Raw genomic sequence first — 20,816 nt, 5'->3', positions numbered from 1 at the left:
TAGTGAATAAGTATCCGACAAAGGGGGATGAACAGTGATTAAAGAAGATAAGTTATGCAAAGGTAAGATATAATTCTGTAATTGTGATCTTCTGCGAAATTTATCGTAGCTATTTGCCCTTTTTTGGCGCGGCGTGCCCGCAAAAGGGGCACCCACGGTACGCTCATGCGCAGCGATTGGCAGAATGACGCATCGGATGGCAGCCAGCCTGGCGAATTTCTGCTACCATCCCTGCACTATTCACCTTGCACAGTGGCAGCGACTATGAAATTCGTCTCTTTTAATATCAACGGCCTGCGCGCCCGCCCACACCAACTGGCCGCCATCGTCGAAAAGCACCAGCCGGACGTGATTGGCCTGCAGGAAACCAAAGTTCACGACGATATGTTCCCTCTCGAAGAGGTCGCCAGACTCGGCTATAACGTCTTTTATCACGGCCAGAAAGGCCATTATGGCGTCGCTCTGCTGACCAAAGAGACGCCGATTGCCGTCCGCCGCGGTTTCCCGGACGATGGCGAAGAGGCTCAGCGCCGCATCATCATGGCCGAGATCCCGTCGCCGTTCGGTAACGTTACGGTGATTAATGGTTATTTCCCGCAAGGTGAAAGCCGCGATCATGAGACCAAATTCCCGGCCAAAGCGGCGTTCTATCAGAATCTGCAGAACTATCTGGAGACCGAGCTCAATAAAGAGAATCCGGTGCTGATCATGGGCGATATGAACATCAGCCCTACCGATCTCGACATCGGTATCGGTGAAGAGAACCGCAAACGCTGGCTGCGCACCGGCAAATGTTCCTTCCTGCCGGAAGAGCGGGAATGGATGGACCGTCTGCTGGGCTGGGGCCTGGTGGATACCTGGCGTCAGGCTAACCCGGACAATCAGGAGCACTTCTCGTGGTTTGATTACCGCTCCAAAGGCTTCGACGATAACCGCGGGCTGCGCATCGACCTGCTGCTGGCCAGCCAGCCTCTGGCCCAGCGCTGCGTGGAGACCGGAATCGATTATGAGATCCGCGGGATGGAAAAACCGTCCGACCACGCGCCGGTGTGGGCCACCTTCCGGCCGTAAGCCACGTCCTGACCTGCCTCCCGCCGCGCGAGGGGCAGAATTTCCTGAGCAAAATCAACAAAGCGACGGTAAACCATTGTGGCCGTCGTCTGAACAGGATACTGTCGCGCGCACTTTTTAATGTCCACCGCGTCCAGGCTGTACAGGAGACCCCTTCATGAAAAAGAAGCCATCATCCGGCCATTGGTAAAGGGCTGGGACTCATCGCGCTGGCGGCCACGCTGGCCGTTATCAGCCACCGCGTCGGTCTCCACGATCTGCTGACTCACCTGCATCTGCTGCAGGAGACCCTGCGCCATCAGGGCGCCTGGGGCTATCTGGTCTATGCAGCGCTGTTTATCATTGCCACCCTGTGCCTGATCCCCGGCAGCCTGCTGGTGATCGCCGGCGGAATACTCTTCGGCCCGCTGACCGGCTCTCTGCTCTCGTTTGCCGCGGCCACTGTCGCCTCTTCGCTGTCGTTTTTGATCGCCCGCTGGCTTGGGCGCGATCTGCTGCAGCGCTATGTGGGCCATACCGCCGTCTTCCAGGCCATTGAGCGCGGTATCGCCCGCAGCGGCAGCGATTTTCTGATCCTCACCCGCCTGGTACCGCTCTTTCCCTACAACATTCAGAATTACGCCTACGGCCTGACGGCGATCCCCTTCTGGCCTTTTACCCTGATCTCCGCCGTGACCACCCTGCCGGGCCTGGTGATCTATTCGGTGATGGCCAGCGAACTGGCTCGCGAGGGAGCGACCTTCGCCTTCGCGCTCAAGCTGAGCCTCGCCGGCGGGCTGCTGTTTGCCCTGGTGCAGATGGGCAAACGGTTTGCCCGCGCCCGCCGTGTGGCAACGCCCGGCGAGGAGGTGCGCCATGACCCGACCTGATCGCCGTCACCTGCGCCGCGCCCGGCTGGCTCTCGCCGTGGTGGCCGTTGCCGCTCTGGCCGCCTGGCTGTGGTTCCCCGGCGGGCGAGCCTTTCTGCAGCACAGCCTGACGGCGCTAGCGTCGCTGGATCCCCAGCATGTTAAAGACTTTATCGCCGCCTGGGGGGCGCAGGCGGCGCTGGTCTCTTTTGCGCTGATGATCCTCCAGGCGATCGTCGCCCCGCTGCCGGCCTTCCTGATCACCCTGGCGAACGCCGCGCTGTTCGGCGCCTTCTGGGGCGGCGCGCTGTCGTGGTTCAGCGCCATGGTCGGCGCCGGGCTCTGCTTCTGCATCGCCAGAGCGCTGGGGCGCGAGGTGGTGGAGAAACTCACCGGCCGCACGGTGCTGCGCAGCGTCGACGGCTATTTCGCCCGCTTTGGCCCGCAGACGATCCTGATCTGTCGCCTGCTGCCGTTTGTCCCTTTTGATCCGGTCAGCTATGCCGCCGGACTGACTTCGCTGCGCTTCTGGCCCTTTATGCTGGCCACCGGCGTGGGACAGCTGCCGGCGACCATCGTCTATTCCTGGGCCGGGAGCCTGCTGACCGGAGGCGCCTTCTGGCTGGCCACTGGCCTTTCGCTGCTTTTTGCCCTGGCGGTGGTCATCTCCATCGCCAAAAATATTTACCGTGAACGTCATAAGAGATCGTCGCCATGAGCTTACCCCCGCTGGATACTGTCCCCCTGATCCTTCGTCCGCAGGCCTGGCTGCACCGTCGTCATTACGGCCAGGTGCTGAGCCCCATTCGCTGGTGGGGGCGGATCCCGTGGCTGTTTTACCTGGTCTCGCTGTTCGTCGGCTATATTGAACGCCGCCGCTCGCCGCTGGATCCGGTGCTGCGCTCGCTGGTCAGCGCCCGTATCGCCCAGCTGTGCCACTGCGAATTCTGCATCGATATCACCAGCATGACCCTCGCTGCGCGGAGCGGAGGCCGCGACAAACTGCTGGCGGTCGCCGACTGGCGCAACAGTACGCTGTTTAGCGAGCAAGAGCGTCTGGCGCTGGCCTATGCCGAAGCCGCCAGTCAAACGCCGCCGGAGGTGGATGATGCCCTGCGCAGCGCGATGGCGGCGCATTTTGACGCCCGGGCGCTCACCGAGCTGACCGCCCTGATTGGCCTGCAAAATTTATCAGCGCGGTTCAACGCCGCGATGGCGATCCCGGCCCAGGGGCTGTGCAAGATACCCCCCTCTTCCCCGCACAATAAGGAGTAATGATGCGCCGTTTGCGTGATTTCAGCCTCTGTCTGTACCTGCTGCTGCTCTGGCCGCTGGTGGTGAATGCCGACGACAGCTGGCGGCAGACCCAGACGGAAGCCCGTGGCCAGACCGTCTGGTTTAACGCCTGGGGCGGCGACCCGGCCGTCAACCGCTATCTGGCGTGGGTCAGCGAGGAGGTCAAACGCCACTACGCGATCGACCTGCGTATTGTCCCCATCGCCGACGCCGCCGACGCGGTGAAACGCATCCAGACTGAGGCGCAGGCTGGCCGTCGCCGCGGCGGTTCGGTGGATTTGCTGTGGATCAACGGCGAAAACTTTCACACCCTAAAACAGGCCAACCTGCTGCTCTCCGGCTGGGCCGAATCGCTGCCCAACTGGCGCTATGTCGATCGGCAAAAGCCGGTTCAGGAAGATTTTTCTGTCGCCACCGAGGGCGCCGAGTCGCCGTGGGGCAGCGCCCAGCTGACGTTTATCGCCCGCCGCGAACAAACCCCGCAGCCTCCCACCAGCCCGCAGGCGCTGCTGGCCTTCGCCAGAGCCCATCCGGGCAGCGTAACCTACCCGCGGCCACCGGACTTCACCGGTACCGCCCTGCTGGAGCAGCTGCTGCTCGCCCTCACCGACCAGCCTGCCGCCCTGCGCCAGCCGCCGCAGACGGCGACTTTCGCGGCGGTCACCGCCCCGCTGTGGCGCTATCTCGATGCGCTGCACCCGACGCTGTGGCGGGCGGGCAAGGATTTCCCGGCGTCGCCGGCGCGGATGGACGCCATGCTCAACCAGGGCATCCTCCGCCTGTCGCTGACGTTTAATCCGCTCCATGCCCGGCAGAAGGCCGCCAGCGGGGAGTTACCGGCGGACAGCTACAGCTTCGGCTTTACCGGAGGGACCCTCGGCAACGTCCATTTCGTGACTATTCCGGCCAACGCGCGCGCCGTCGCCGCCGCCAAAGTGGTGGCCAATTTCCTGCTCTCCCCTGAGGCGCAATTGCGCAAGGCGGATGCCGCCGTCTGGGGCGATCCAAGCGTCCTGGACCCGCAGCGTCTACCTGACAAGCAGCGCCAGGCGCTGGCGGCCACCCTGCCGCAGGATCTGCCGCCGGTGCTTGCCGAGCCGCACGCGGCGTGGGTTGACGCACTGGAGCAGGAATGGCTGCGCCGCTACGGTACCCACTGATCCTGCTGGCCTGGGGGACGATGGCGGCAATCTATCTGCCCTTATTCCCCGCCGCCGCAGGGCTGGTGTGGCCGGCGCTCTCCCCGGTCCACTGGCGGGCGCTGTTCGCCGACCCGCAGCTGGGCCAGGCGCTGGCCGCCACCCTTGTTTCCACGCTGCTGTCCGTCGGCGGCGCGTTACTGATCGCCCTGACCATCGTCGCTGCCCTCTGGCCTTCGGCCCGCTGGCGGCGACTGGCTTCCCGCCTGCCCTTGCTGCTGGCGGTGCCCCATCTAGCCCTGGCGACGGCGGCGCTGCTGCTGTTCGCCGAAGGCGGCTGGATCTGGCAGCGGCTGCCGTTTTTGACGCCGCCGGTCGACCGGTACGGCATCGGGCTTGGCCTGACGATGGCCCTGAAAGAGAGCGCCTTTGTGCTGTGGGTGATCTACGGCCTGCTGGGGGAGGCGCGCCTCGCCGACCAGGCGACAGCGCTAAAGAGCCTCGGCTACGGCCGCTGGCAGTGCCTGCGCTGGCTGGTGCTGCCTGGGCTGCTGCCCGCCCTCGGCATGGTGCTGCTGGCCGCCGCGGCCTGGAGCCTGTCGACGGTAGACGTCGCCCTGGTGCTGGGGCCCGGCAATCCGCCCACCCTCGCCGTGCTGGCGTGGCAGTGGTTAAGCCAGGGCGATGACCTGCAGCAGGCGAAAGGGGCGCTGGCCAGCCTGCTGCTGCTGGCGATCCTCGGCGGGCTGGCGCTGGTCGCCTGGGGCGGATGGCGGCTACAGCGTCGACGCCTGCCCGATCTGCGCGGCGTTCGGCATCCCCATCCCCACGCCCTGCCCGGCCGCCTGCTGGCGAGAGCCCTGCCGCTGAGCGGCCTGCTGTGCGCGCTATTGCTGGCGGGGCTGGCGCGCTCGGCGCCGCCGCAGACCGAGGCATTGATTAACAGCCTTGGTCTGGCGCTGGCGGCCTGCGCCCTCGGCGCGGCCGTCTGCCTGCTGTGGCTGGCCTGCGGCCCGGCGCGGGGAGATGGCTGGGTCTGGCTGCCGCTGGTGCTGCCGGCCCTGCCGCTGGCCGACGGCCAGTACCGGCTGGCGCTGTACGCCTGGCTAGACGGCGAATGGTGGACCGTCCTGTGGGGCCATCTGCTGTGGGTGGTGCCGTGGATGCTGTTTATTTTGCGCCCGGCCTGGCGCCAGCGCGATCCGCGGATGGCGGTGATCGCCCGCACGCTCGGCTGGGATCCCACGCGTATTTTCTGGCTGCTGACCCTGCCCTCGCTGACCCGCCCGCTGCTGACCGCCCTGGCGGTGGGTTTCTCGGTGAGCATTGCGCAGTATCTGCCAACGCTATGGCTGGGGGCAGGCCGTATCCCGACGCTTACCAGCCAGGCGGTGGCGCTCAGCAGCGGCGGCGAGGCGCAGACGCTCGCCGCCCAGGCGCTGTGGCAATTACTGCTGCCGGCGGTATGCTTTACCCTGACGTCCCTGCTGGCCTGGCTGGCGGGCCGCTATCGACGAGGACTTCGCTAGTGCTAACCGTAAACCATCTGACCCTGAGCGTGAAACGTCAGCCGCTGCTGCGGGAGGTCGCCTTCTCGGTGGCCCCGGGTGAAGTGCTGACGCTGATGGGCCCTTCCGGCAGCGGAAAATCGACGCTGTTTGCATGGATGATTGGCGCTCTGGCCGGCGACTTCCGCGCCGAGGGCGAGCTGTGGCTCAACGAGCGGCGCTGCGATACGCTGCCAACGGAGCGCCGGCGCATCGGCATCCTGTTTCAGGACCCGTTGCTGTTCGACCATTTCAGCGTCGGGCAAAATTTACAGCTGGCGCTACCGGAAAGCGTGCGCGGCGAGGCGCGAAAAGCCGCGGTGGAGCAGGCGCTCAGTCGCGCCGGGCTGCATGGCTTCGCCGCGCGCGACCCGGCCACGCTCTCCGGCGGACAGCGGGCGCGGGTGAGTCTGCTGCGCGCCCTGCTGGCGCGCCCCGAGGCGCTGCTGCTGGATGAGCCCTTCAGCCGCCTGGATGCGACCCTGCGCGCCGCGTTCCGTCGCTGGGTATTTGAGGAACTGGCCCGCCAGGCCATTCCGGCGATCCTGGTGACCCACGATCGCGAGGACTGTCCGCCGACGGGGCGGTGCCTGGCGATGGAGCGCTGGCAATGAAGCGCAATAGCGTGCAAACCTGCGTTACCGCAAAGAAATCAACGCCTGGCAAGCGGAGAATACGCCCTCCACTTTTTACCGTCGGGCATTTCGATGAAACGTGTTTCTCAATTGACCGCACTCGCCCTGCTCATGGGGCTTGCTGCCACCACCACCTGCGCCGCTGAAACCATGCCAGCGCTCACCCTCTCCCATCTGCAACAGCAGCACGGCGTGGCCATCGACACCCGCCTGAGCGCTTATTACAACGGCTGGCCGCAGCACGTCAACGGCCCGGAAGGGCATGAGCCGCAGGCGCTGAACCTTTCCGCCCGCTGGCTCGGCGCCATGAGCGACGAGCAGCTCCACAGCTGGGCTAAACAGCACCAGCTCCAGCCCGATACCCCCATCGCGCTGTACGGCAGTCCTGAGGATAACGCCAGCGTCGCGGCGCGACTGAAACAAGCGGGCTTCACCCGGCTCAACGTCCTGAGCGACGCTCTAAGCCAGGGCGACCGTCTGCAAAAGCTGCCGCACTTTGAACAGCTGGTCTACCCGCAGTGGCTACACGATCTGCAGCAAGGGAAGAGCGTGGCTGCCGCCCCGGCCGGCGACTGGAAAGTGTTTGAGGCCGCCTGGGGAGCGCCGAAGCTCTATCTGCTGAGTCATATCCCGGGCGCGGGCTATATCGACACCAATGAGGTGGAGAGCGAACCGCTGTGGAATAAAGTGTCCGATGCGCAGCTGAAGGCGATGCTGGCGAAGCACGGCATCCGCCATGACACCACGGTGATCCTCTACGGTCGCGACGTCTACGCCGCGGCGCGGGTGGCGCAGATCATGCTGTACGCCGGCGTCAAAGACGTGCGCCTGCTGGACGGCGGCTGGCAGACCTGGTCCGACGCCGGTCTGCCGGTGGCGCGCGGCATGCCGCCGACGCCGCAGCCGGCGCCGGATTTTGGCGCGCCGATCCCCGGCCAGCCGCAGCTGATGCTGGATACCGGGCAGGCCCGCGGTCTGCTGCATCGCCAGGACGCCTCGCTGGTCAGCGTCCGCTCGTGGCCGGAGTTTATCGGCACCACCAGCGGGTACAGCTATATCAAACCGAAGGGCGACATCGCCGGCGCCCGCTGGGGCCATGCCGGAAGCGACTCCACGCACATGGAAGACTTCCATAACCCGGACGGCACCATGCGCAGCGCCGACGATATCGCCGCCCTGTGGCGCCAGTGGAACATCCTGCCTGACCAGCAGGTGGCGTTCTATTGCGGAACCGGCTGGCGGGCCTCGGAAACCTTCATGTATGCCCGGGCCATGGGCTGGCCGCACGTCGCCGTCTATGACGGCGGCTGGTACGAATGGAGCAGCAACCCGCACAATCCGGTCGCCCGCGGAGAACGCGGCCCGGAAAGCAGCCAGTAACGCGTCCCACCCGCGCGCGTCGCCCCCTGCCGGCGACGCGCGATTTCCTGCTCACGCCACCCGCTTTAAGGTCCTGTAGCCGCTGGCGATACGCGTCGCCGTCGTCAGCCAGCATAGCGCGCCAAACAGCCACGCCAGCCAGGCGAAATGCGCCGGAAACAGGCAGCTGAGGACAAACAGCAGGATAGTCTCCGTCCCCTCCGTCAGCCCCCCGAGATAGTGCAGCGATTTATGGGCATAGCCGGGATTGGCGATCTGGTGCTTTGCCGCCAGCGCGGCAAAGGCGAGAAAGCTGCTGCCGGTGCCGATAAAGGCAAACAGCAGCCAGCCCCCCGCCAGGGCGTTATTTTGCGGATCCGCCAGGATAAAACCGAACGGCGCCAGGGCATAGAAGAGAAAATCCAGTGAGATATCGAGAAAACCGCCGGCGTCGCTAAGCCCGCGCCGCCGCGCCAGGGCGCCGTCCAGGCCGTCCAGCAGGCGGTTGAGAAGAATGGCCGCCAGCGCCGCGCCATACCACCCTAATGCCAGAAATGGCAGAGCCAGCGCGCCGATGGCAAAACCGAGCAGCGTCAGCCCGTCTGGCGAAATACCCGGGCGGTCAAGCGCGCCGGCGGCAGCGTTAAGCAGAGGTTTGAGGCGAGGATGCAGGTGGCTATCAAGCACGGGGGGCTCCAGCAGAGTTGGCGGTTGTCAGTGAAGGTCTATGGCGGTGATAATAGGCCAGTTTGGTCTTATTAACGTTGATGCTTATGCTGAAAATGATTGAAGTTGTCGCCGCCATTATTGAACAGGATGGCAAAATTCTGCTGGCGCAGCGCCCGCCCCACGCCGACCAGCCGGGAATGTGGGAATTCGCCGGCGGCAAAGTGGAGCCTGGTGAAAGCCAGCCGCAGGCGCTGGCCCGGGAGCTGCGGGAGGAGATGGGCATCCTCGCCCACCCGGCATGCTATATCGCCAGCCATCAGCGGGAAGTCTCCGGTCGCCAGATCCATCTGCACGCCTGGTGGGTACCGAACTTTCAGGGCGCGCCGCTGGCCCACTATCACAGCCAGCTGCGCTGGTGCCTTCCTGCCGACGCCTTAACCCTCGATCTCGCCCCGGCCGATATCCCCCTCCTGCACGCCTTTATCGCCCAGCGCCCGTCCCTTTCTCCCCGCTGATCCGCTCGCCGCCTCGTCATCGTTTTTAGTTATGACGGGCGGGCAATTATAAATTTTGCTGACGGCTTAATTTTTCCTTGCTTGCCTAAGGATTAGCGGTGTTATAGTCGGAAAATCGGTTTTTTCAAGGACCGAATCATAATAAATACACGCAACCACAACCATAAGGGGAACTTATATCTATGGATCAGACGTGCACTCTGGAAGGCTTTCTCACCCGCGTTCAACAGCGCGATCCTCATCAAACCGAATTTGCTCAAGCCGTCCGGGAGGTCATGACCACCCTGTGGCCTTTCCTTGAGGAAAATCCGCGCTATCGTCAGCTTGCTTTGCTGGAACGTCTGGTGGAACCGGAGCGCGTGATCCAGTTCCGCGTGGTGTGGGTGGACGACCGCAATCAGGTCCAGGTCAACCGCGCGTGGCGCGTGCAGTTCAACTCGGCCATCGGCCCGTATAAGGGCGGGATGCGCTTCCATCCGTCGGTGAATCTGTCGATTCTCAAATTCCTTGGCTTCGAGCAGACCTTCAAAAACGCCCTGACCACCCTACCGATGGGCGGCGGGAAAGGCGGCAGCGATTTCGATCCTAAAGGCAAGAGCGATGGTGAAGTGATGCGCTTCTGCCAGGCGCTGATGACCGAGCTCTATCGCCATCTTGGCCCGGATACCGACGTACCGGCGGGCGATATCGGCGTCGGCGGCCGCGAGGTCGGCTTTATGGCCGGCATGATGCGCAAACTCTCTAACAACAGCGCCTGCGTCTTCACCGGTAAAGGCCTCTCCTTCGGCGGCAGCCTGATCCGTCCGGAAGCTACCGGTTACGGCCTGATCTACTTCACCGAAGCGATGCTCAAACGTCACGGCCTGGGCTTCGAAGGCGCTCGCGTGGCGGTCTCCGGCTCCGGCAACGTCGCGCAATACGCCATTGAGAAAGCGATGGAGCTTGGCGCGCGGGTGGTCACCGCCTCCGACTCCAACGGCACCGTCGTTGACGAGGCGGGCTTTACCAAAGAAAAACTGGCCCGCCTGATCGACATCAAAGAGCGTGCCCACGGCCGGGTGGCCGACTACGCCCGCGAGTTTGGCCTCACCTATCTCGAAGGCCAGCAGCCATGGTCAGTGCCGGTGGATATCGCCCTGCCTTGCGCCACTCAGAACGAACTGGACGTCGATGCCGCCCGCCAGCTGATTGCCAACGGCGTGAAGGCCGTGGCGGAAGGCGCCAACATGCCGACCACCATCGCCGCGACCGATCTGTTCCTTGAAGCTGGCGTGCTGTTTGCCCCGGGCAAAGCGGCCAACGCCGGCGGCGTGGCGACGTCCGGTCTGGAGATGGCGCAGAACGCCGCGCGCATGGGCTGGAAAGCGGAAAAAGTGGATGCTCGCCTGCATCACATTATGCTGGATATCCACCACGCCTGCGTGCAGTACGGCGGTGAAGCGAAGCAGACCAACTACGTGCGCGGCGCCAATATCGCCGGTTTCGTGAAGGTGGCGGATGCCATGCTGGCCCAGGGCGTGATTTAACCTCCCCTGACGCCCTCCCGGCGGCTGCCCGCCGGGAGGCGTCTCACGACGTCATCGTGATCACCACTTTCCCCAGATGTTGACCACTGTCCAGACAGGCATGCGCCTCGGCAATCTCCGCCATCGGGTAGCTGGCATAGATCATCGGCTTGCATTTCCCTGCCTCAAGCAGCGGCCAGACGTGGCGCCGCAGCGCCTCGGCAATCTCCTGTTTCTCCGCCGCCGTCCGGCCGCGCATGGTGGAGCCGGTGACGGTGGCCCGCTTGAGCATCAGGGTCTGAATATCCACCTCATGAGCGATTCGCCCGCCCATAAAACCGATGATCACCAGCCGTCCATCCTTTTTCAGTAGCCCCAGGTTGCGGTTAAAGTAAGGGCCGCCCACGATATCCAGAATGACATCCACCCCTTCATCGTTGGTCAGTTGGTGAATTTTCTCTGCGAAATCTTCGGTTTTGTAGTTGATCGCCGTGGCGTAGGGTCGCAGCGCGGCAATTTTTTCGTCCTGGCCGACGGTGGCATAGACGCTCATCCCCAGCGCGTGACACAGCAGGACCGCGGTGGTGCCAATCCCGCTGGCGCCGCCGTGGATCAGAATGCTCTCGCCGGACTGCAGCTTACCGAGCTGGAAAACGTTCGCCCACACGGTGAAGAAGGTTTCCGGAATGGCGGCCGCTTCGCTAAAGCTGAGGCCCGCCGGGATCGGCAGCGTCTGGCCTGCCGGGACGGCGCAGTATTCGGCATACCCGCCGCCGTTGGTCAGCGCGCAGACGCGATCCCCGGGGGTAAAGGTTGTGACCTGCGCGCCGACCTTCACGACCACGCCCGCCACCTCGAGGCCGGGCACGGGGATGACGCCCTCAGGCATAGGGTACAGCCCCTGGCGCTGCAGAATATCCGGCCGGTTGACGCCCGCCGCTTTCACCTCGATGAGCACCTCATGCACCCCGACGGTGGGGATCTCACCTTCGCGGATCTGCAATACTTCCGGGCCACCCGGTTGGCTGATAGCGATATATTTCACGGGTCCTCCTTATCGCCTGGGAGAGAAATGAGCAACGGCATCGGGAAGGGGAATGGGCATCCCTGTTCTGAGGGGGTCGTCAACCCCTTCCCGGCTGTTTAGTGTAGACCATTGACCTGGCGGGGGGAGAAACGGCGGCCGCGGGGAAGCGCATCCTCGCGGCCGCCGGGCGGGTTATTGCGGCGGCGGCGCGGCATCGTCTGCCGCTTTTTTGCCTTTCGCTTTGCCTTTGCCCTTACTGAAGGATTTTTTCGCCCCGCCAGGCGCCACCAGACCGCGGAACTGGCGCACCGGGGTGCTGCGCGCCTGCTCGATCAGCTGATACAGCGTCCCCACCAGAGGCTGCATAAAATCCTGATAGCGGCACTGTTTCTCGCTGATTTGCGTCAATACCGACTCCCAGTGGGCGGTCATGTCCGGTCGCCCGGCCATCTCCGGCAGGGAATGAATCAGCGCCCTTCCGGCCTCCGAGGAGTGAATATAGCGCCCCTTTTTGCTCAGGAAACCGCGCTTAAACAGCAGTTCGATAATCCCGGCGCGGGTTGCTTCGGTGCCGAGGCCGTCGGTGGCGCGGAGGATCTTCTTCAGATCTTTATCCTGCACGAAGCGGGCAATCCCGGTCATCGCCGACAGCAGCGTGGCGTCGGTAAAGTGGCGCGGCGGCTGCGTCTGGCGCTCCACCACCTCGCCCCTCTCGCACAGCAGTTCATCGCCTTTGGCCACCACCGGCAGCGGCGTGCCGTCGTTCTCTTCATCGCGCTCTTTGCTGCCAAGCAGCGTCCGCCAGCCCGCCTCGGCCAGAAAACGCGCTTTAGCGACAAATTTGCCGTTGGCGATCTCAAGGTCAATCTGGCATTTACGGAATACCGCGTCAGGGCAGAACTGCATCAGATACTGCCGGGCGATCAGGGTGTAGACCTTCGCTTCGTTATCGGTGAGTTTGACCTGGCTGCTGCGGGCGGTCGGGATAATCGCATGGTGCGCGTCGACCTTTTTATCATCCCAGCAGCGGTTGCGGATCTCCGGATCCACCACCGGCTGCGGCAGCAGATCCGCCGCATGGACGGCAATCGCATTCAGCACCGCATGGCGGCCGGCGAAATGCTCTTCCGGCAGGTAGCGGCTGTCCGAACGCGGATAGGTGATGAGCTTGTGGGTTTCATACAGCTTCTGGCAGATATCCAGCACATTTTGCGCGCTGAAGCCGAAACGTTTGGCCGCCTCAATCTGCAGCGCCGACAGCGAAAACGGCAGCGGCGCGGGTTCGGAATCGCGCTTATCGTTATAGCCGGTCACCAGCGCCGGCTGGCCTTCGATACGCTTAACCACGTGCTCGGCCAGCGGACGATGCAGCAGGCGCCCTTCTTCATCCTGGTAAGGTTCGCAGGCTTCGCTCGGCACCCAGGTCGCGACAAAGCGCTCCTCCTGCGGCGTGACGATATGCGCTTTGACGTCGAAGAAATCTTTGGCGACGAAGTTTTCAATCTCTTCATCGCGGCGCACCACCAGGCCGAGCACCGGGGTCTGCACCCGCCCCACGGAGAGCACCCCCTGATAGCCGGCGTTGCGCCCCAGCAGAGTATAGGCCCGGGTCATATTGATGCCGTACAGCCAGTCGGCGCGCGCCCGCGCCAGCGCCGACACGCAAAGCGGCACAAACTCGCTGTTGGCGCGCAGGCGGTTGATCGCCCGCTCCACCGCCTGCGGGTTGAGATCGTTTATCAGACAGCGCTGCACCTGCTGGCGCTTCTCCGGCGCCAGCTGCAGGTAGTCGAGGACCTCGTCCACCAGCAGTTGGCCCTCACGGTCGGGGTCGCCAGCGTGGATAACCTCCTCGGCGTCGCCGAGCAGGCGCTTGATCACATTCAGCTGTTTGGTGACCGAAGGTTTGGGCTGCAGCTGCCATTTCTCCGGCACAATCGGCAGGTCGGTGAGATTCCAGCGGGCATAGCGACTGTCATAGACGTCCGGCTGCGCCTGCTCCAGCAGGTGACCGATACACCAGGTCACCACCTGCCCGTTGCCGCACTCAATATAGCCATCGCCTTTGCGGTGCGGTTTAGGCAACACATCGGCGATAGCCCGACCGAGACTCGGTTTTTCTGCAATAAACAACCGCATCGAATCAACGGATCTCGATCATCGGTCGCCCGCCACGGGCGGTCACCAGCTCGCCGATGGCGGCCAGCTTAATACCGAACTCCGCCGCGGCGGCCTGGACTTCCGCCTCCGCCTCCGGGGTCACCGCCAGCAGCAGACCGCCTGAGGTCTGTGGGTCGCACAGCAGATCGCGCCACTCCGTCGGCATCTCGCCCATCAAATGGCCGTAGCTGGCAAAGTTGCGCCCGGTGCCGCCCGGCACCGCGCCGGCGGCGATATACTCCTCCACCCCCGGCAGTTTCGGGATATCGGCATAGCGCAGTTGCGCCTGCACGCCGGCCCCGCGGCACACCTCGCTGAGGTGGCCGAGCAGGCCAAAGCCGGTGACGTCGGTCATCGCCTTCACCCCGTCGATAGCGGCAAACGCGGCGCCGGCGAGGTTCATCTGGCACATGGTTTCCGTCGCCAGCCCCTGATGCTCTGGCTTGAGCAGCGATTTTTTCTCCGCGGTGGTCAGCACGCCGATCCCCAGCGGTTTGGTGAGATACAGTTTGCAGCCCGCCTGCGCGGTGCTGTTTTTCTTGATGCGCTCGGTGGGCACCACGCCGGTGACCGCCAGACCAAAGATTGGCTCCGGAGCGTCAATGGAGTGGCCGCCCGCCAGCGCGATCCCGGCCTGCTGGCAGGCAAAGCGCCCGCCCTCCACCACGTCGCGGGCGATTTCCGGCGCCAGGGTGTTGATCGGCCAGCCGAGAATGGCAATCGCCATAATCGGTTTCCCGCCCATGGCGAAAATATCGCTGATGGCGTTAGTGGCGGCAATGCGGCCAAAGTCGAACGGATTATCGACAATCGGCATAAAGAAGTCGGTGGTGCTGACGATTGACGTGCCATTACCAAGATCGTAAACGGCGGCATCATCGCTGGTTTCGTTGCCGACAAGCAGGTTCGGGTCGACAAACTTCGCCTGCTCGCTATGCAGGATGGTTTCCAGCACTTTCGGGGAAATTTTACAACCACAACCGGCTCCGTGGCTGTATTGCGTTAAACGAATGGCTTGCTCGCTCATGGACATCTCCTGTCATTGCAATCCCGCTATGTTAGCGCCCAAACGTCAGGGTGGTAAGTACGACAGTCTGAAATCGCGTATGGTTGCTCATTAAGCAGACAAAAAGTCGTTTTTGCGAGACGCGGCAATTTTTTCCCGACCATTTTCACTTTTACTTAAAGATGACAGAAATGTGACAACCCAGGACTGTCTTCTCTGGAATGATTATGACGTAAGGAAATTCTAATGAAAAAGCGTGTTCTTGCCCTTTGCCTGGCCAGTTTCTTCTCCGTTAACGCCTTCGCGCTGGTTCCCCCCGGTAACGATGTCACCACCAAGCCCGATCTCTACTATCTGACCAATGCCCAGGCCATCGACAGCCTGGCGCTGTTGCCGCCGCCGCCGGCGGTGGGCAGTATCGCGTTCTTAAACGATCAGGCGATGTATGAGCAAGGGCGCCTGCTGCGCAACACCGAGCGCGGGAAGCTGGCGGCAGAGGATGCCAACCTCAGCGCGGGCGGCGTGGCTAACGCCTTCTCCAGCGCCTTTGGCTCGCCGATCACCGAAAAGGACGCGCCGCAGCTCCATAAGCTGTTGACCAATATGATTGAAGACGCCGGCGATCTGGCGACCCGCGGCGCGAAAGAGAAGTATATGCGCATTCGCCCGTTTGCCTTCTACGGTGTCTCCACCTGCAACACCACCGAGCAGGACAAGCTGGCGAAAAACGGCTCTTACCCATCCGGGCATACCTCCATCGGCTGGGCCACCGCCCTGGTGCTGGCGGAGATCAACCCGCAGCGGCAGAACGAAATTTTGAAGCGCGGCTATGAGCTCGGCGAGAGCAGGGTGATCTGCGGCTATCACTGGCAGAGCGATGTCGATGCGGCGCGCATCGTCGGCTCCGCGGTGGTCGCCACGCTGCACACCAACCCGGCCTTCCAGCAGCAGTTGCAGAAAGCCAAAGACGAATTCGCCAAAACGCAGAAGTAACGTCATCGCCGTTGAACTCCGGGAGGCGGCGCCTGGCGCGCCTTGTCCGGGCTACCTTTGGGGCTGAAGGCCGGGTCCGGCGCACGCCGCCGCCCGGCGAAATAACGGCGCAATCGTAAATTTCCCTGCTCGCGCTGCGCTTAGCAGGGCTACCACTCCTGTGTTATGTCCGGGCAGATGGCGCTCCCGATATGTCTTCTGCGTTATGTCTGGCATGGCGCAGGGAGCGCACAGGGGGCGGCCAGTCGCCGCCGCCCCCTGTACCCCCGGGCTCCGGCCAGCAAAATCGCCACTGCGTGGTCCCTTCGACTTATCCCTGCAGGCTTCGGGTCGGGCCGAGGCAGCGTCCGTGCAAAACACGGCCCTCAGCCCGCATCCATGCGGGCTGCCCCGGCCTTCCGGGAACGTCTCAGCGATTTTGAGGCCGCCAGCACCGGCAGTTTCAGCAACTATGGTGAATAAATTAACGACAGGTCGTACGAATGTAGGCCGGGTAAGGCGCAGCCGCCACCCGGCGTAACACGCGCTGACTCAGAATCGCGTCACAAACGGCGCGGTATCCGGCAGGGCAATGGTGGTTGAGGCTTTCAGCTGCGGCGTGCCCAGATAGAGGAAGCCGACGATTTTATCCTGCTCGCGGCACTCGAAGCCGGCCCGCACCACCGGGCTCTCGGTCAATGCTCCGCTGCGCCAGATGCCGTTGAATCCCTGGGCCAGGGCCGCCATCTGCATCGCCATCACCGCGCAGCCAGCGGACATCTCCTGCTCCCAGCGCGGCACCTTCGGGTGGTCTTCACAGCGCGCCACTACGGTAATGATCAGCGGCGCGCGAAACGGCGCATTGCGGGCTTTCTCTATGCCCTTCTCATCCTGGCCGGCCTCCCGGGCCCCCTTTTCCAGCAGCTGACTAAAGCGTTCGCGGCCGCCATCGGCGATAATGAAAAAGCGCCACGGCTGCAGGGTGCCATGATCCGGGGCGCGCAGCCCGGCGCGCAGAATGTTTTCCAGCTGTTCGCCGGCCGGGGCCGGTTCCGCCAGGCGGGAAGCGCTGCGGCGATTAAGCAGTAGGTCGAGAGCATCCATCTGTATAACTCCTGTGATGTCATTTTTCATAAAATTAACATGCACAAGGATTTTGTTACAGCGCGGTCGGTGATTCCTGCTGACAACCGACGGCTCACTCTTTAGGATAGCCAGACGCGGCGGCCCCTGCGGCCTGCCCATTTTTAGATAACGTTAGGGAGAATACATGCGAACCCTTTGGCGACTGATTGCCAGCTTTTTTAAATGGACGTGGCGGATACTCAACTTTATTCGCAAACTGGCCCTCAATGCGATCTTCCTGGTGCTGGTGCTGGTGTGTATCGGCATCTGGAGCCAGTTCAGCAGCACCACCAGCGAACATGCCGCGCGCGGCGCGCTGCTGCTGGATATTACCGGCGTGGTGGTGGATAAACCGTCCGCCAGCAGCAAGCTCGGCGTAATTGGCCGCCAACTGTTTGGCGCCAGCTCGGACCGTCTGCAGGAGAATTCTCTGTTCGATATCGTGCAGACCATCCGTCAGGCGAAGGATGACCGTAATATCACCGGTATTGTGCTGGATCTGAAAAACTTCGTCGGCGGCGATCAGCCCTCCATGCAGTACATCGGTAAAGCGCTGCGCGAATTCCGCGACAGCGGCAAACCGGTGTATGCCGTCGGCAGCAGCTACAGCCAGGGCCAGTACTACCTGGCGAGCTTTGCCAACAAAATCTGGCTCTCTCCGCAGGGCGAGGTGGACCTGCACGGCTTCGCCACCAACGGGCTGTACTACAAGTCGCTGCTGGATAAGCTGAAAGTCTCCACCCATGTCTTCCGCGTCGGCACCTATAAATCCGCCGTCGAGCCTTTCATTCGCGATGACATGTCCCCTGCCGCCCGCGAAGCGGACAGCCGCTGGATTGGCGAACTGTGGCAGAACTACCTCAACACCATCGCCGCCAACCGGCAGATCACCGCCCAGCAGCTCTTCCCGGGCGCCCAGGGCATTATCGATGGCCTGCGTAAGGTGGGCGGCGATACGGCGAAATATGCGCTGGACAATAAACTGGTGGATGAGCTGGCGACCTCCACGGAAGTGGAAAAGGCGCTGACCAAACAGTTTGGCTGGAGCAAAGCGGATAACAATTACCGGGCGATCAGCTATTACGACTACAACGTGAAGACACCGTCTGACCAGGGTTCCGCCATCGCGGTGATCTTCGCCAACGGCGCCATCATGGACGGCGAGGAGACCCCGGGCAACGTTGGCGGCGACACCACCGCTGCGCAAATTCGCGATGCGCGCCTCGACCCGAAAATTAAGGCCATCGTCCTGCGCGTCAACAGCCCGGGCGGCAGCGTGACCGCCTCGGAAATCATTCGTGAAGAGCTGGCGGCAGCCAAAGCCGCGGGTAAACCGGTGGTCGTTTCAATGGGCGGCATGGCGGCCTCCGGCGGCTACTGGATCTCCACGCCGGCGGACTACATTGTCGCGAACCCAAGCACCCTCACCGGCTCCATCGGCATCTTTGGGGTGATCAACACCGTGGAAAACACCCTCGGGTCGATTGGCGTCCATACCGACGGCGTCGCCACGTCGCCGCTGGCGGATATCTCCAGCACCAAAGCGCTGCCGCCGGAAGTGCAGCAGCTGATGCAGTTGAGCATTGAGAACGGCTATCAACGCTTTATCACCCTGGTGGCTAACGCGCGTAAGAGCACGCCGGAGAAAATCGACCAGATTGCCCAGGGCCACGTCTGGACCGGGGAAGATGCCAAAGCCAACGGTCTTGTCGACAGCCTCGGCGACTTCGACGACGCGGTGGCCAAGGCCGCCGAGCTGGCGAAGCTGAAAACCTGGCACCTCAACTACTATCAGGAAGAGCCCACCTTCTTCTCGATGGTGCTGGACAGCCTGACCGGTTCGGTACGCGCCTCGCTGCCGGCCGCCATTCAGGCCTGGCTGCCTGCGCCGGTGGCCGCGGCAGCCGAGACGGTGAAAGCCGAAAGCGACAAGCTGGCGGCGTTTAACGACCCTCAGAACCGCTATGCCTTCTGCCTGACCTGCGCCAACATCCGTTAATACGCAGCGGCTGCCCCGTCTCCCGGGGCAGCCTTTTTTCCGCACCTGCCAGCGCCGCCACAAAGCGAGCGGCCAACACTGTATTTTTTCCTCCGTCTCTTTATACTGCGCCTGTCTACGACCAACCTAAGCGATGCTATGCAAAAAAAATCGATTTACGTTGCCTACACCGGTGGGACCATCGGTATGCAGCGCTCTGAACACGGCTATGTACCCGTTTCCGGCCATCTCCAGCGTCAGCTGGCGCTGATGCCTGAGTTCCATCGCCCGGAGATGCCGGACTTCACGATCCATGAATACCATCCGCTGATGGATTCATCCGATATGACCCCTGAGGACTGGCAGCACATCGCCGACGATATCCGCAGCCATTACGAGGAGTATGATGGCTTTGTGATCCTCCACGGTACCGACACCATGGCGTTTACCGCCTCTGCGCTGTCATTCATGCTGGAAAACCTCGGCAAACCGGTGATTGTGACAGGGTCACAAATCCCGCTGGCCGAGCTGCGCTCCGACGGCCAGATCAACCTGCTCAATGCCCTGTACGTCGCCGCCAACTATCCGATTAACGAAGTGGCGCTGTTCTTCAACAATCGGCTGTTCCGCGGCAACCGTACCACTAAAGCCCATGCCGACGGCTTTGACGCCTTCGCCTCGCCAAACCTCGCGCCGCTGCTGGAGGCCGGGATCCATATCCGCCGTCTCGGTACCCCGCCGGCGCCGCAGGGCTGCGGAGAGCTTATCGTGCATCCCATCACCCCGCAGCCGATTGGCGTGGTGACGATTTACCCCGGCATCTCCGCCGACGTGGTGCGTAATTTCCTGCGCCAGCCGGTGAAAGCGCTGATCCTCCGCTCCTACGGCGTCGGCAATGCGCCGCAGAATGGCGAGTTTATTCAGGTGCTGGCGGAAGCCAGCCAGCGCGGCATTGTGGTGGTCAACTTGACGCAGTGTATGTCCGGGAAAGTGAACATGGGCGGCTATGCCACCGGCAATGCCCTCGCCCAGGCGGGAGTCATCAGTGGTTTCGATATGACGGTGGAAGCGACGCTGACCAAGCTACACTATCTGCTGAGCCAGCAGCTGGACGTTGACGCCATTCGCGCGGCGATGCAGCAGAATCTGCGTGGCGAACTGACCCCTGACGAAGCTTAAGGAGGACGTATGGCGCATCGAGCGCTGTTACTGGTTGATTTGCAGAACGACTTCTGCGCCGGCGGCGCGCTGGCGGTTCCTGAAGGCGATAGTACCGTCGAGGTGGCCAATGCGCTTATCGACTGGAGCCTGGCGCGCGGCGAGCCCATCGTCGCCAGCCAGGACTGGCACCCGGCGGATCACGGCAGCTTCGCCAGCCAGCACCAGGTGGAGCCCTACACCGTGGGCGACCTGGATGGCCTGGCGCAAACTTTCTGGCCGGATCACTGCGTTCAGCACAGCGAAGGCGCGGCGCTGCATCCCCTGCTCAAGCAGCAGGCCATCGCCGCCGTGTTCCACAAAGGGCAAAACCGGGTCATTGACAGCTACAGCGCTTTTTTTGACAACGGTCACCGGCAGAAAACTGAACTGGACGGCTGGCTTCGTGGTCAGGGGATCGTGGAGCTGACCGTGCTCGGCCTCGCCACCGATTACTGCGTTAAGTTCACCGTGCTGGATGCCCTGGCGCTGGGCTACGCGGTCAACGTCATCACCGACGGCTGCCGCGGGGTGAATCTTCAGCCGCAGGACAGCAGCCAGGCGTTTATGGAGATGGCCGCCGCAGGCGCCACGCTCTATACCCTCGACGACTGGCGGGAAACCCACGCCTGATCCCTTCCCCGGCGCGCCCGCGCCGGGGCTTCTTGTGCCGCTTCGCTATCGTCCATAAATTGAACTCTCTCGCAGTTTCAACAGGTTATTGCTGGTAGTCTGGCAAGGCTGTTTTTTCGCCACGCCATTTCCGT

Annotated in this window: 20 protein-coding genes; 14 read left to right on the top strand and 6 right to left on the bottom strand. The window is 63.0% G+C overall.

The window, feature by feature from the left end; genetic code table 11:
• The first annotated feature begins 264 nt into the window (after window positions 1-264).
• The gene (gene xthA / locus AC6CWS_RS15880) at window positions 265-1,071 is read left to right on the top strand and encodes an exodeoxyribonuclease III (protein ID WP_023289293.1); all 807 of its coding nucleotides are present in this window, start codon (window positions 265-267) and stop codon (window positions 1,069-1,071) included.
• A gap of 155 nt (window positions 1,072-1,226) precedes the next feature.
• On the opposite strand, the gene AC6CWS_RS15875 is transcribed toward xthA, so the two are convergent.
• Entirely contained in the window at window positions 1,227-1,370 is a 144-nt protein-coding gene (locus AC6CWS_RS15875) for a hypothetical protein (protein WP_023289292.1), read from the bottom strand.
• On the opposite strand from AC6CWS_RS15875, the gene AC6CWS_RS15870 reads away from it, so the two are divergent.
• The 7 genes from AC6CWS_RS15870 to AC6CWS_RS15840 all read left to right on the top strand — a co-directional run bounded on the left by AC6CWS_RS15870 (window position 1,302) and on the right by AC6CWS_RS15840 (window position 7,916).
• A complete protein-coding gene (locus AC6CWS_RS15870) occupies window positions 1,302-1,940 on the top strand; it encodes a TVP38/TMEM64 family protein (protein WP_223822588.1) in 639 nt (212 codons plus the stop codon). The genes AC6CWS_RS15875 and AC6CWS_RS15870 overlap by 69 nt on opposite strands.
• Window positions 1,927-2,637, top strand: a complete 711-nt coding sequence (locus AC6CWS_RS15865; protein ID WP_065882987.1) for a TVP38/TMEM64 family protein — start codon at window positions 1,927-1,929, stop codon at window positions 2,635-2,637. Before AC6CWS_RS15870 ends, AC6CWS_RS15865 begins: the two co-directional genes overlap by 14 nt.
• The gene (locus AC6CWS_RS15860) at window positions 2,634-3,194 is read left to right on the top strand and encodes a carboxymuconolactone decarboxylase family protein (protein ID WP_064158338.1); all 561 of its coding nucleotides are present in this window, start codon (window positions 2,634-2,636) and stop codon (window positions 3,192-3,194) included. Before AC6CWS_RS15865 ends, AC6CWS_RS15860 begins: the two co-directional genes overlap by 4 nt.
• A gap of 2 nt (window positions 3,195-3,196) precedes the next feature.
• Window positions 3,197-4,375, top strand: coding sequence for an ABC transporter substrate-binding protein (locus AC6CWS_RS15855; RefSeq protein WP_065882986.1), 1,179 nt, complete (start codon window positions 3,197-3,199; stop codon window positions 4,373-4,375).
• Window positions 4,348-5,883, top strand: a complete 1,536-nt coding sequence (locus AC6CWS_RS15850) for an ABC transporter permease subunit (protein ID WP_065882985.1) — start codon at window positions 4,348-4,350, stop codon at window positions 5,881-5,883. The genes AC6CWS_RS15855 and AC6CWS_RS15850 overlap by 28 nt, the downstream gene beginning before the upstream one ends.
• On the top strand, window positions 5,883-6,515 hold the full coding sequence (locus AC6CWS_RS15845; protein WP_065882984.1) for an ATP-binding cassette domain-containing protein: 633 nt from the start codon (window positions 5,883-5,885) through the stop codon (window positions 6,513-6,515). Before AC6CWS_RS15850 ends, AC6CWS_RS15845 begins: the two co-directional genes overlap by 1 nt.
• A gap of 93 nt (window positions 6,516-6,608) precedes the next feature.
• Complete coding sequence (locus AC6CWS_RS15840; protein WP_044522400.1) at window positions 6,609-7,916, top strand: sulfurtransferase; 1,308 nt, start codon at window positions 6,609-6,611, stop codon at window positions 7,914-7,916.
• Between the two features lie 51 nt (window positions 7,917-7,967).
• Here AC6CWS_RS15840 and AC6CWS_RS15835 read toward each other — a convergent pair whose 3' ends face one another.
• Entirely contained in the window at window positions 7,968-8,582 is a 615-nt protein-coding gene (locus AC6CWS_RS15835; RefSeq protein ID WP_065882983.1) for a CDP-alcohol phosphatidyltransferase family protein, read from the bottom strand.
• A gap of 86 nt (window positions 8,583-8,668) precedes the next feature.
• Here AC6CWS_RS15835 and AC6CWS_RS15830 point away from each other — a divergent pair, with 86 nt between their 5' ends.
• Window positions 8,669-9,079 carry a pyrimidine (deoxy)nucleoside triphosphate diphosphatase gene (locus AC6CWS_RS15830; protein WP_065883037.1) on the top strand — a complete coding sequence of 137 codons (411 nt, stop codon included), beginning with the start codon at window positions 8,669-8,671 and terminating at the stop codon, window positions 9,077-9,079.
• A gap of 182 nt (window positions 9,080-9,261) precedes the next feature.
• Entirely contained in the window at window positions 9,262-10,605 is a 1,344-nt protein-coding gene (gene gdhA / locus AC6CWS_RS15825) for an NADP-specific glutamate dehydrogenase (protein WP_004176526.1), read from the top strand.
• A 43-nt stretch (window positions 10,606-10,648) separates the two neighbouring features.
• Here gdhA and AC6CWS_RS15820 read toward each other — a convergent pair whose 3' ends face one another.
• The 3 genes from AC6CWS_RS15820 to selD form a co-directional block, all read right to left on the bottom strand.
• A complete protein-coding gene (locus AC6CWS_RS15820) occupies window positions 10,649-11,629 on the bottom strand; it encodes an NAD(P)H-quinone oxidoreductase (RefSeq protein ID WP_498256417.1) in 981 nt (326 codons plus the stop codon).
• A 174-nt stretch (window positions 11,630-11,803) separates the two neighbouring features.
• A complete protein-coding gene (locus AC6CWS_RS15815) occupies window positions 11,804-13,750 on the bottom strand; it encodes a DNA topoisomerase III (RefSeq protein ID WP_023289280.1) in 1,947 nt (648 codons plus the stop codon).
• Between the two features lie 4 nt (window positions 13,751-13,754).
• Window positions 13,755-14,798, bottom strand: coding sequence for a selenide, water dikinase SelD (gene selD, locus AC6CWS_RS15810; RefSeq protein WP_048297312.1), 1,044 nt, complete (start codon window positions 14,796-14,798; stop codon window positions 13,755-13,757).
• A gap of 225 nt (window positions 14,799-15,023) precedes the next feature.
• On the opposite strand from selD, the gene phoC reads away from it, so the two are divergent.
• On the top strand, window positions 15,024-15,770 hold the full coding sequence (gene phoC / locus AC6CWS_RS15805) for an acid phosphatase PhoC (RefSeq protein ID WP_004203793.1): 747 nt from the start codon (window positions 15,024-15,026) through the stop codon (window positions 15,768-15,770).
• Window positions 15,771-16,301: 531 nt separating this feature from the next.
• Here the strand turns inward: phoC and AC6CWS_RS15800 are convergent.
• Complete coding sequence (locus AC6CWS_RS15800) at window positions 16,302-16,853, bottom strand: NAD(P)H nitroreductase (RefSeq protein ID WP_065882981.1); 552 nt, start codon at window positions 16,851-16,853, stop codon at window positions 16,302-16,304.
• A 166-nt stretch (window positions 16,854-17,019) separates the two neighbouring features.
• On the opposite strand from AC6CWS_RS15800, the gene sppA reads away from it, so the two are divergent.
• From sppA to pncA, 3 genes are all read left to right on the top strand, one after another.
• The gene (sppA, locus tag AC6CWS_RS15795) at window positions 17,020-18,873 is read left to right on the top strand and encodes a signal peptide peptidase SppA (RefSeq protein WP_004203792.1); all 1,854 of its coding nucleotides are present in this window, start codon (window positions 17,020-17,022) and stop codon (window positions 18,871-18,873) included.
• A gap of 138 nt (window positions 18,874-19,011) precedes the next feature.
• Entirely contained in the window at window positions 19,012-20,031 is a 1,020-nt protein-coding gene (gene ansA / locus AC6CWS_RS15790; protein ID WP_032452508.1) for an asparaginase, read from the top strand.
• A 9-nt stretch (window positions 20,032-20,040) separates the two neighbouring features.
• Window positions 20,041-20,682: a bifunctional nicotinamidase/pyrazinamidase gene (pncA, locus tag AC6CWS_RS15785; protein ID WP_004203790.1), complete on the top strand. Its 642-nt coding sequence runs from the start codon at window positions 20,041-20,043 to the stop codon at window positions 20,680-20,682.
• Window positions 20,683-20,816 lie beyond the last annotated feature (134 nt).

It is taken from the genome of Klebsiella sp. M041, from assembly GCF_059759695.1.
The sequence above is the reverse complement of the archived record's forward strand: the minus strand, read 5'-3'. Positions and strand labels throughout refer to the sequence as shown.

Coding starts and splice junctions, on each gene's coding strand:
- xthA (WP_023289293.1), top strand. CDS start 265: ATGAAATTCGTCTCTTTTAATATCAACGGCCTGCGCGCCCGCCCACAC.
- AC6CWS_RS15875 (WP_023289292.1), bottom strand. CDS start 1,370: ATGGCGCAGGGTCTCCTGCAGCAGATGCAGGTGAGTCAGCAGATCGTG.
- AC6CWS_RS15865 (WP_065882987.1), top strand. CDS start 1,927: ATGACCCGACCTGATCGCCGTCACCTGCGCCGCGCCCGGCTGGCTCTC.
- AC6CWS_RS15860 (WP_064158338.1), top strand. CDS start 2,634: ATGAGCTTACCCCCGCTGGATACTGTCCCCCTGATCCTTCGTCCGCAG.
- AC6CWS_RS15855 (WP_065882986.1), top strand. CDS start 3,197: ATGCGCCGTTTGCGTGATTTCAGCCTCTGTCTGTACCTGCTGCTGCTC.
- AC6CWS_RS15850 (WP_065882985.1), top strand. CDS start 4,348: ATGGCTGCGCCGCTACGGTACCCACTGATCCTGCTGGCCTGGGGGACG.
- AC6CWS_RS15840 (WP_044522400.1), top strand. CDS start 6,609: ATGAAACGTGTTTCTCAATTGACCGCACTCGCCCTGCTCATGGGGCTT.
- AC6CWS_RS15830 (WP_065883037.1), top strand. CDS start 8,669: ATGCTGAAAATGATTGAAGTTGTCGCCGCCATTATTGAACAGGATGGC.
- gdhA (WP_004176526.1), top strand. CDS start 9,262: ATGGATCAGACGTGCACTCTGGAAGGCTTTCTCACCCGCGTTCAACAG.
- AC6CWS_RS15815 (WP_023289280.1), bottom strand. CDS start 13,750: ATGCGGTTGTTTATTGCAGAAAAACCGAGTCTCGGTCGGGCTATCGCC.
- selD (WP_048297312.1), bottom strand. CDS start 14,798: ATGAGCGAGCAAGCCATTCGTTTAACGCAATACAGCCACGGAGCCGGT.
- phoC (WP_004203793.1), top strand. CDS start 15,024: ATGAAAAAGCGTGTTCTTGCCCTTTGCCTGGCCAGTTTCTTCTCCGTT.
- AC6CWS_RS15800 (WP_065882981.1), bottom strand. CDS start 16,853: ATGGATGCTCTCGACCTACTGCTTAATCGCCGCAGCGCTTCCCGCCTG.
- sppA (WP_004203792.1), top strand. CDS start 17,020: ATGCGAACCCTTTGGCGACTGATTGCCAGCTTTTTTAAATGGACGTGG.
- ansA (WP_032452508.1), top strand. CDS start 19,012: ATGCAAAAAAAATCGATTTACGTTGCCTACACCGGTGGGACCATCGGT.
- pncA (WP_004203790.1), top strand. CDS start 20,041: ATGGCGCATCGAGCGCTGTTACTGGTTGATTTGCAGAACGACTTCTGC.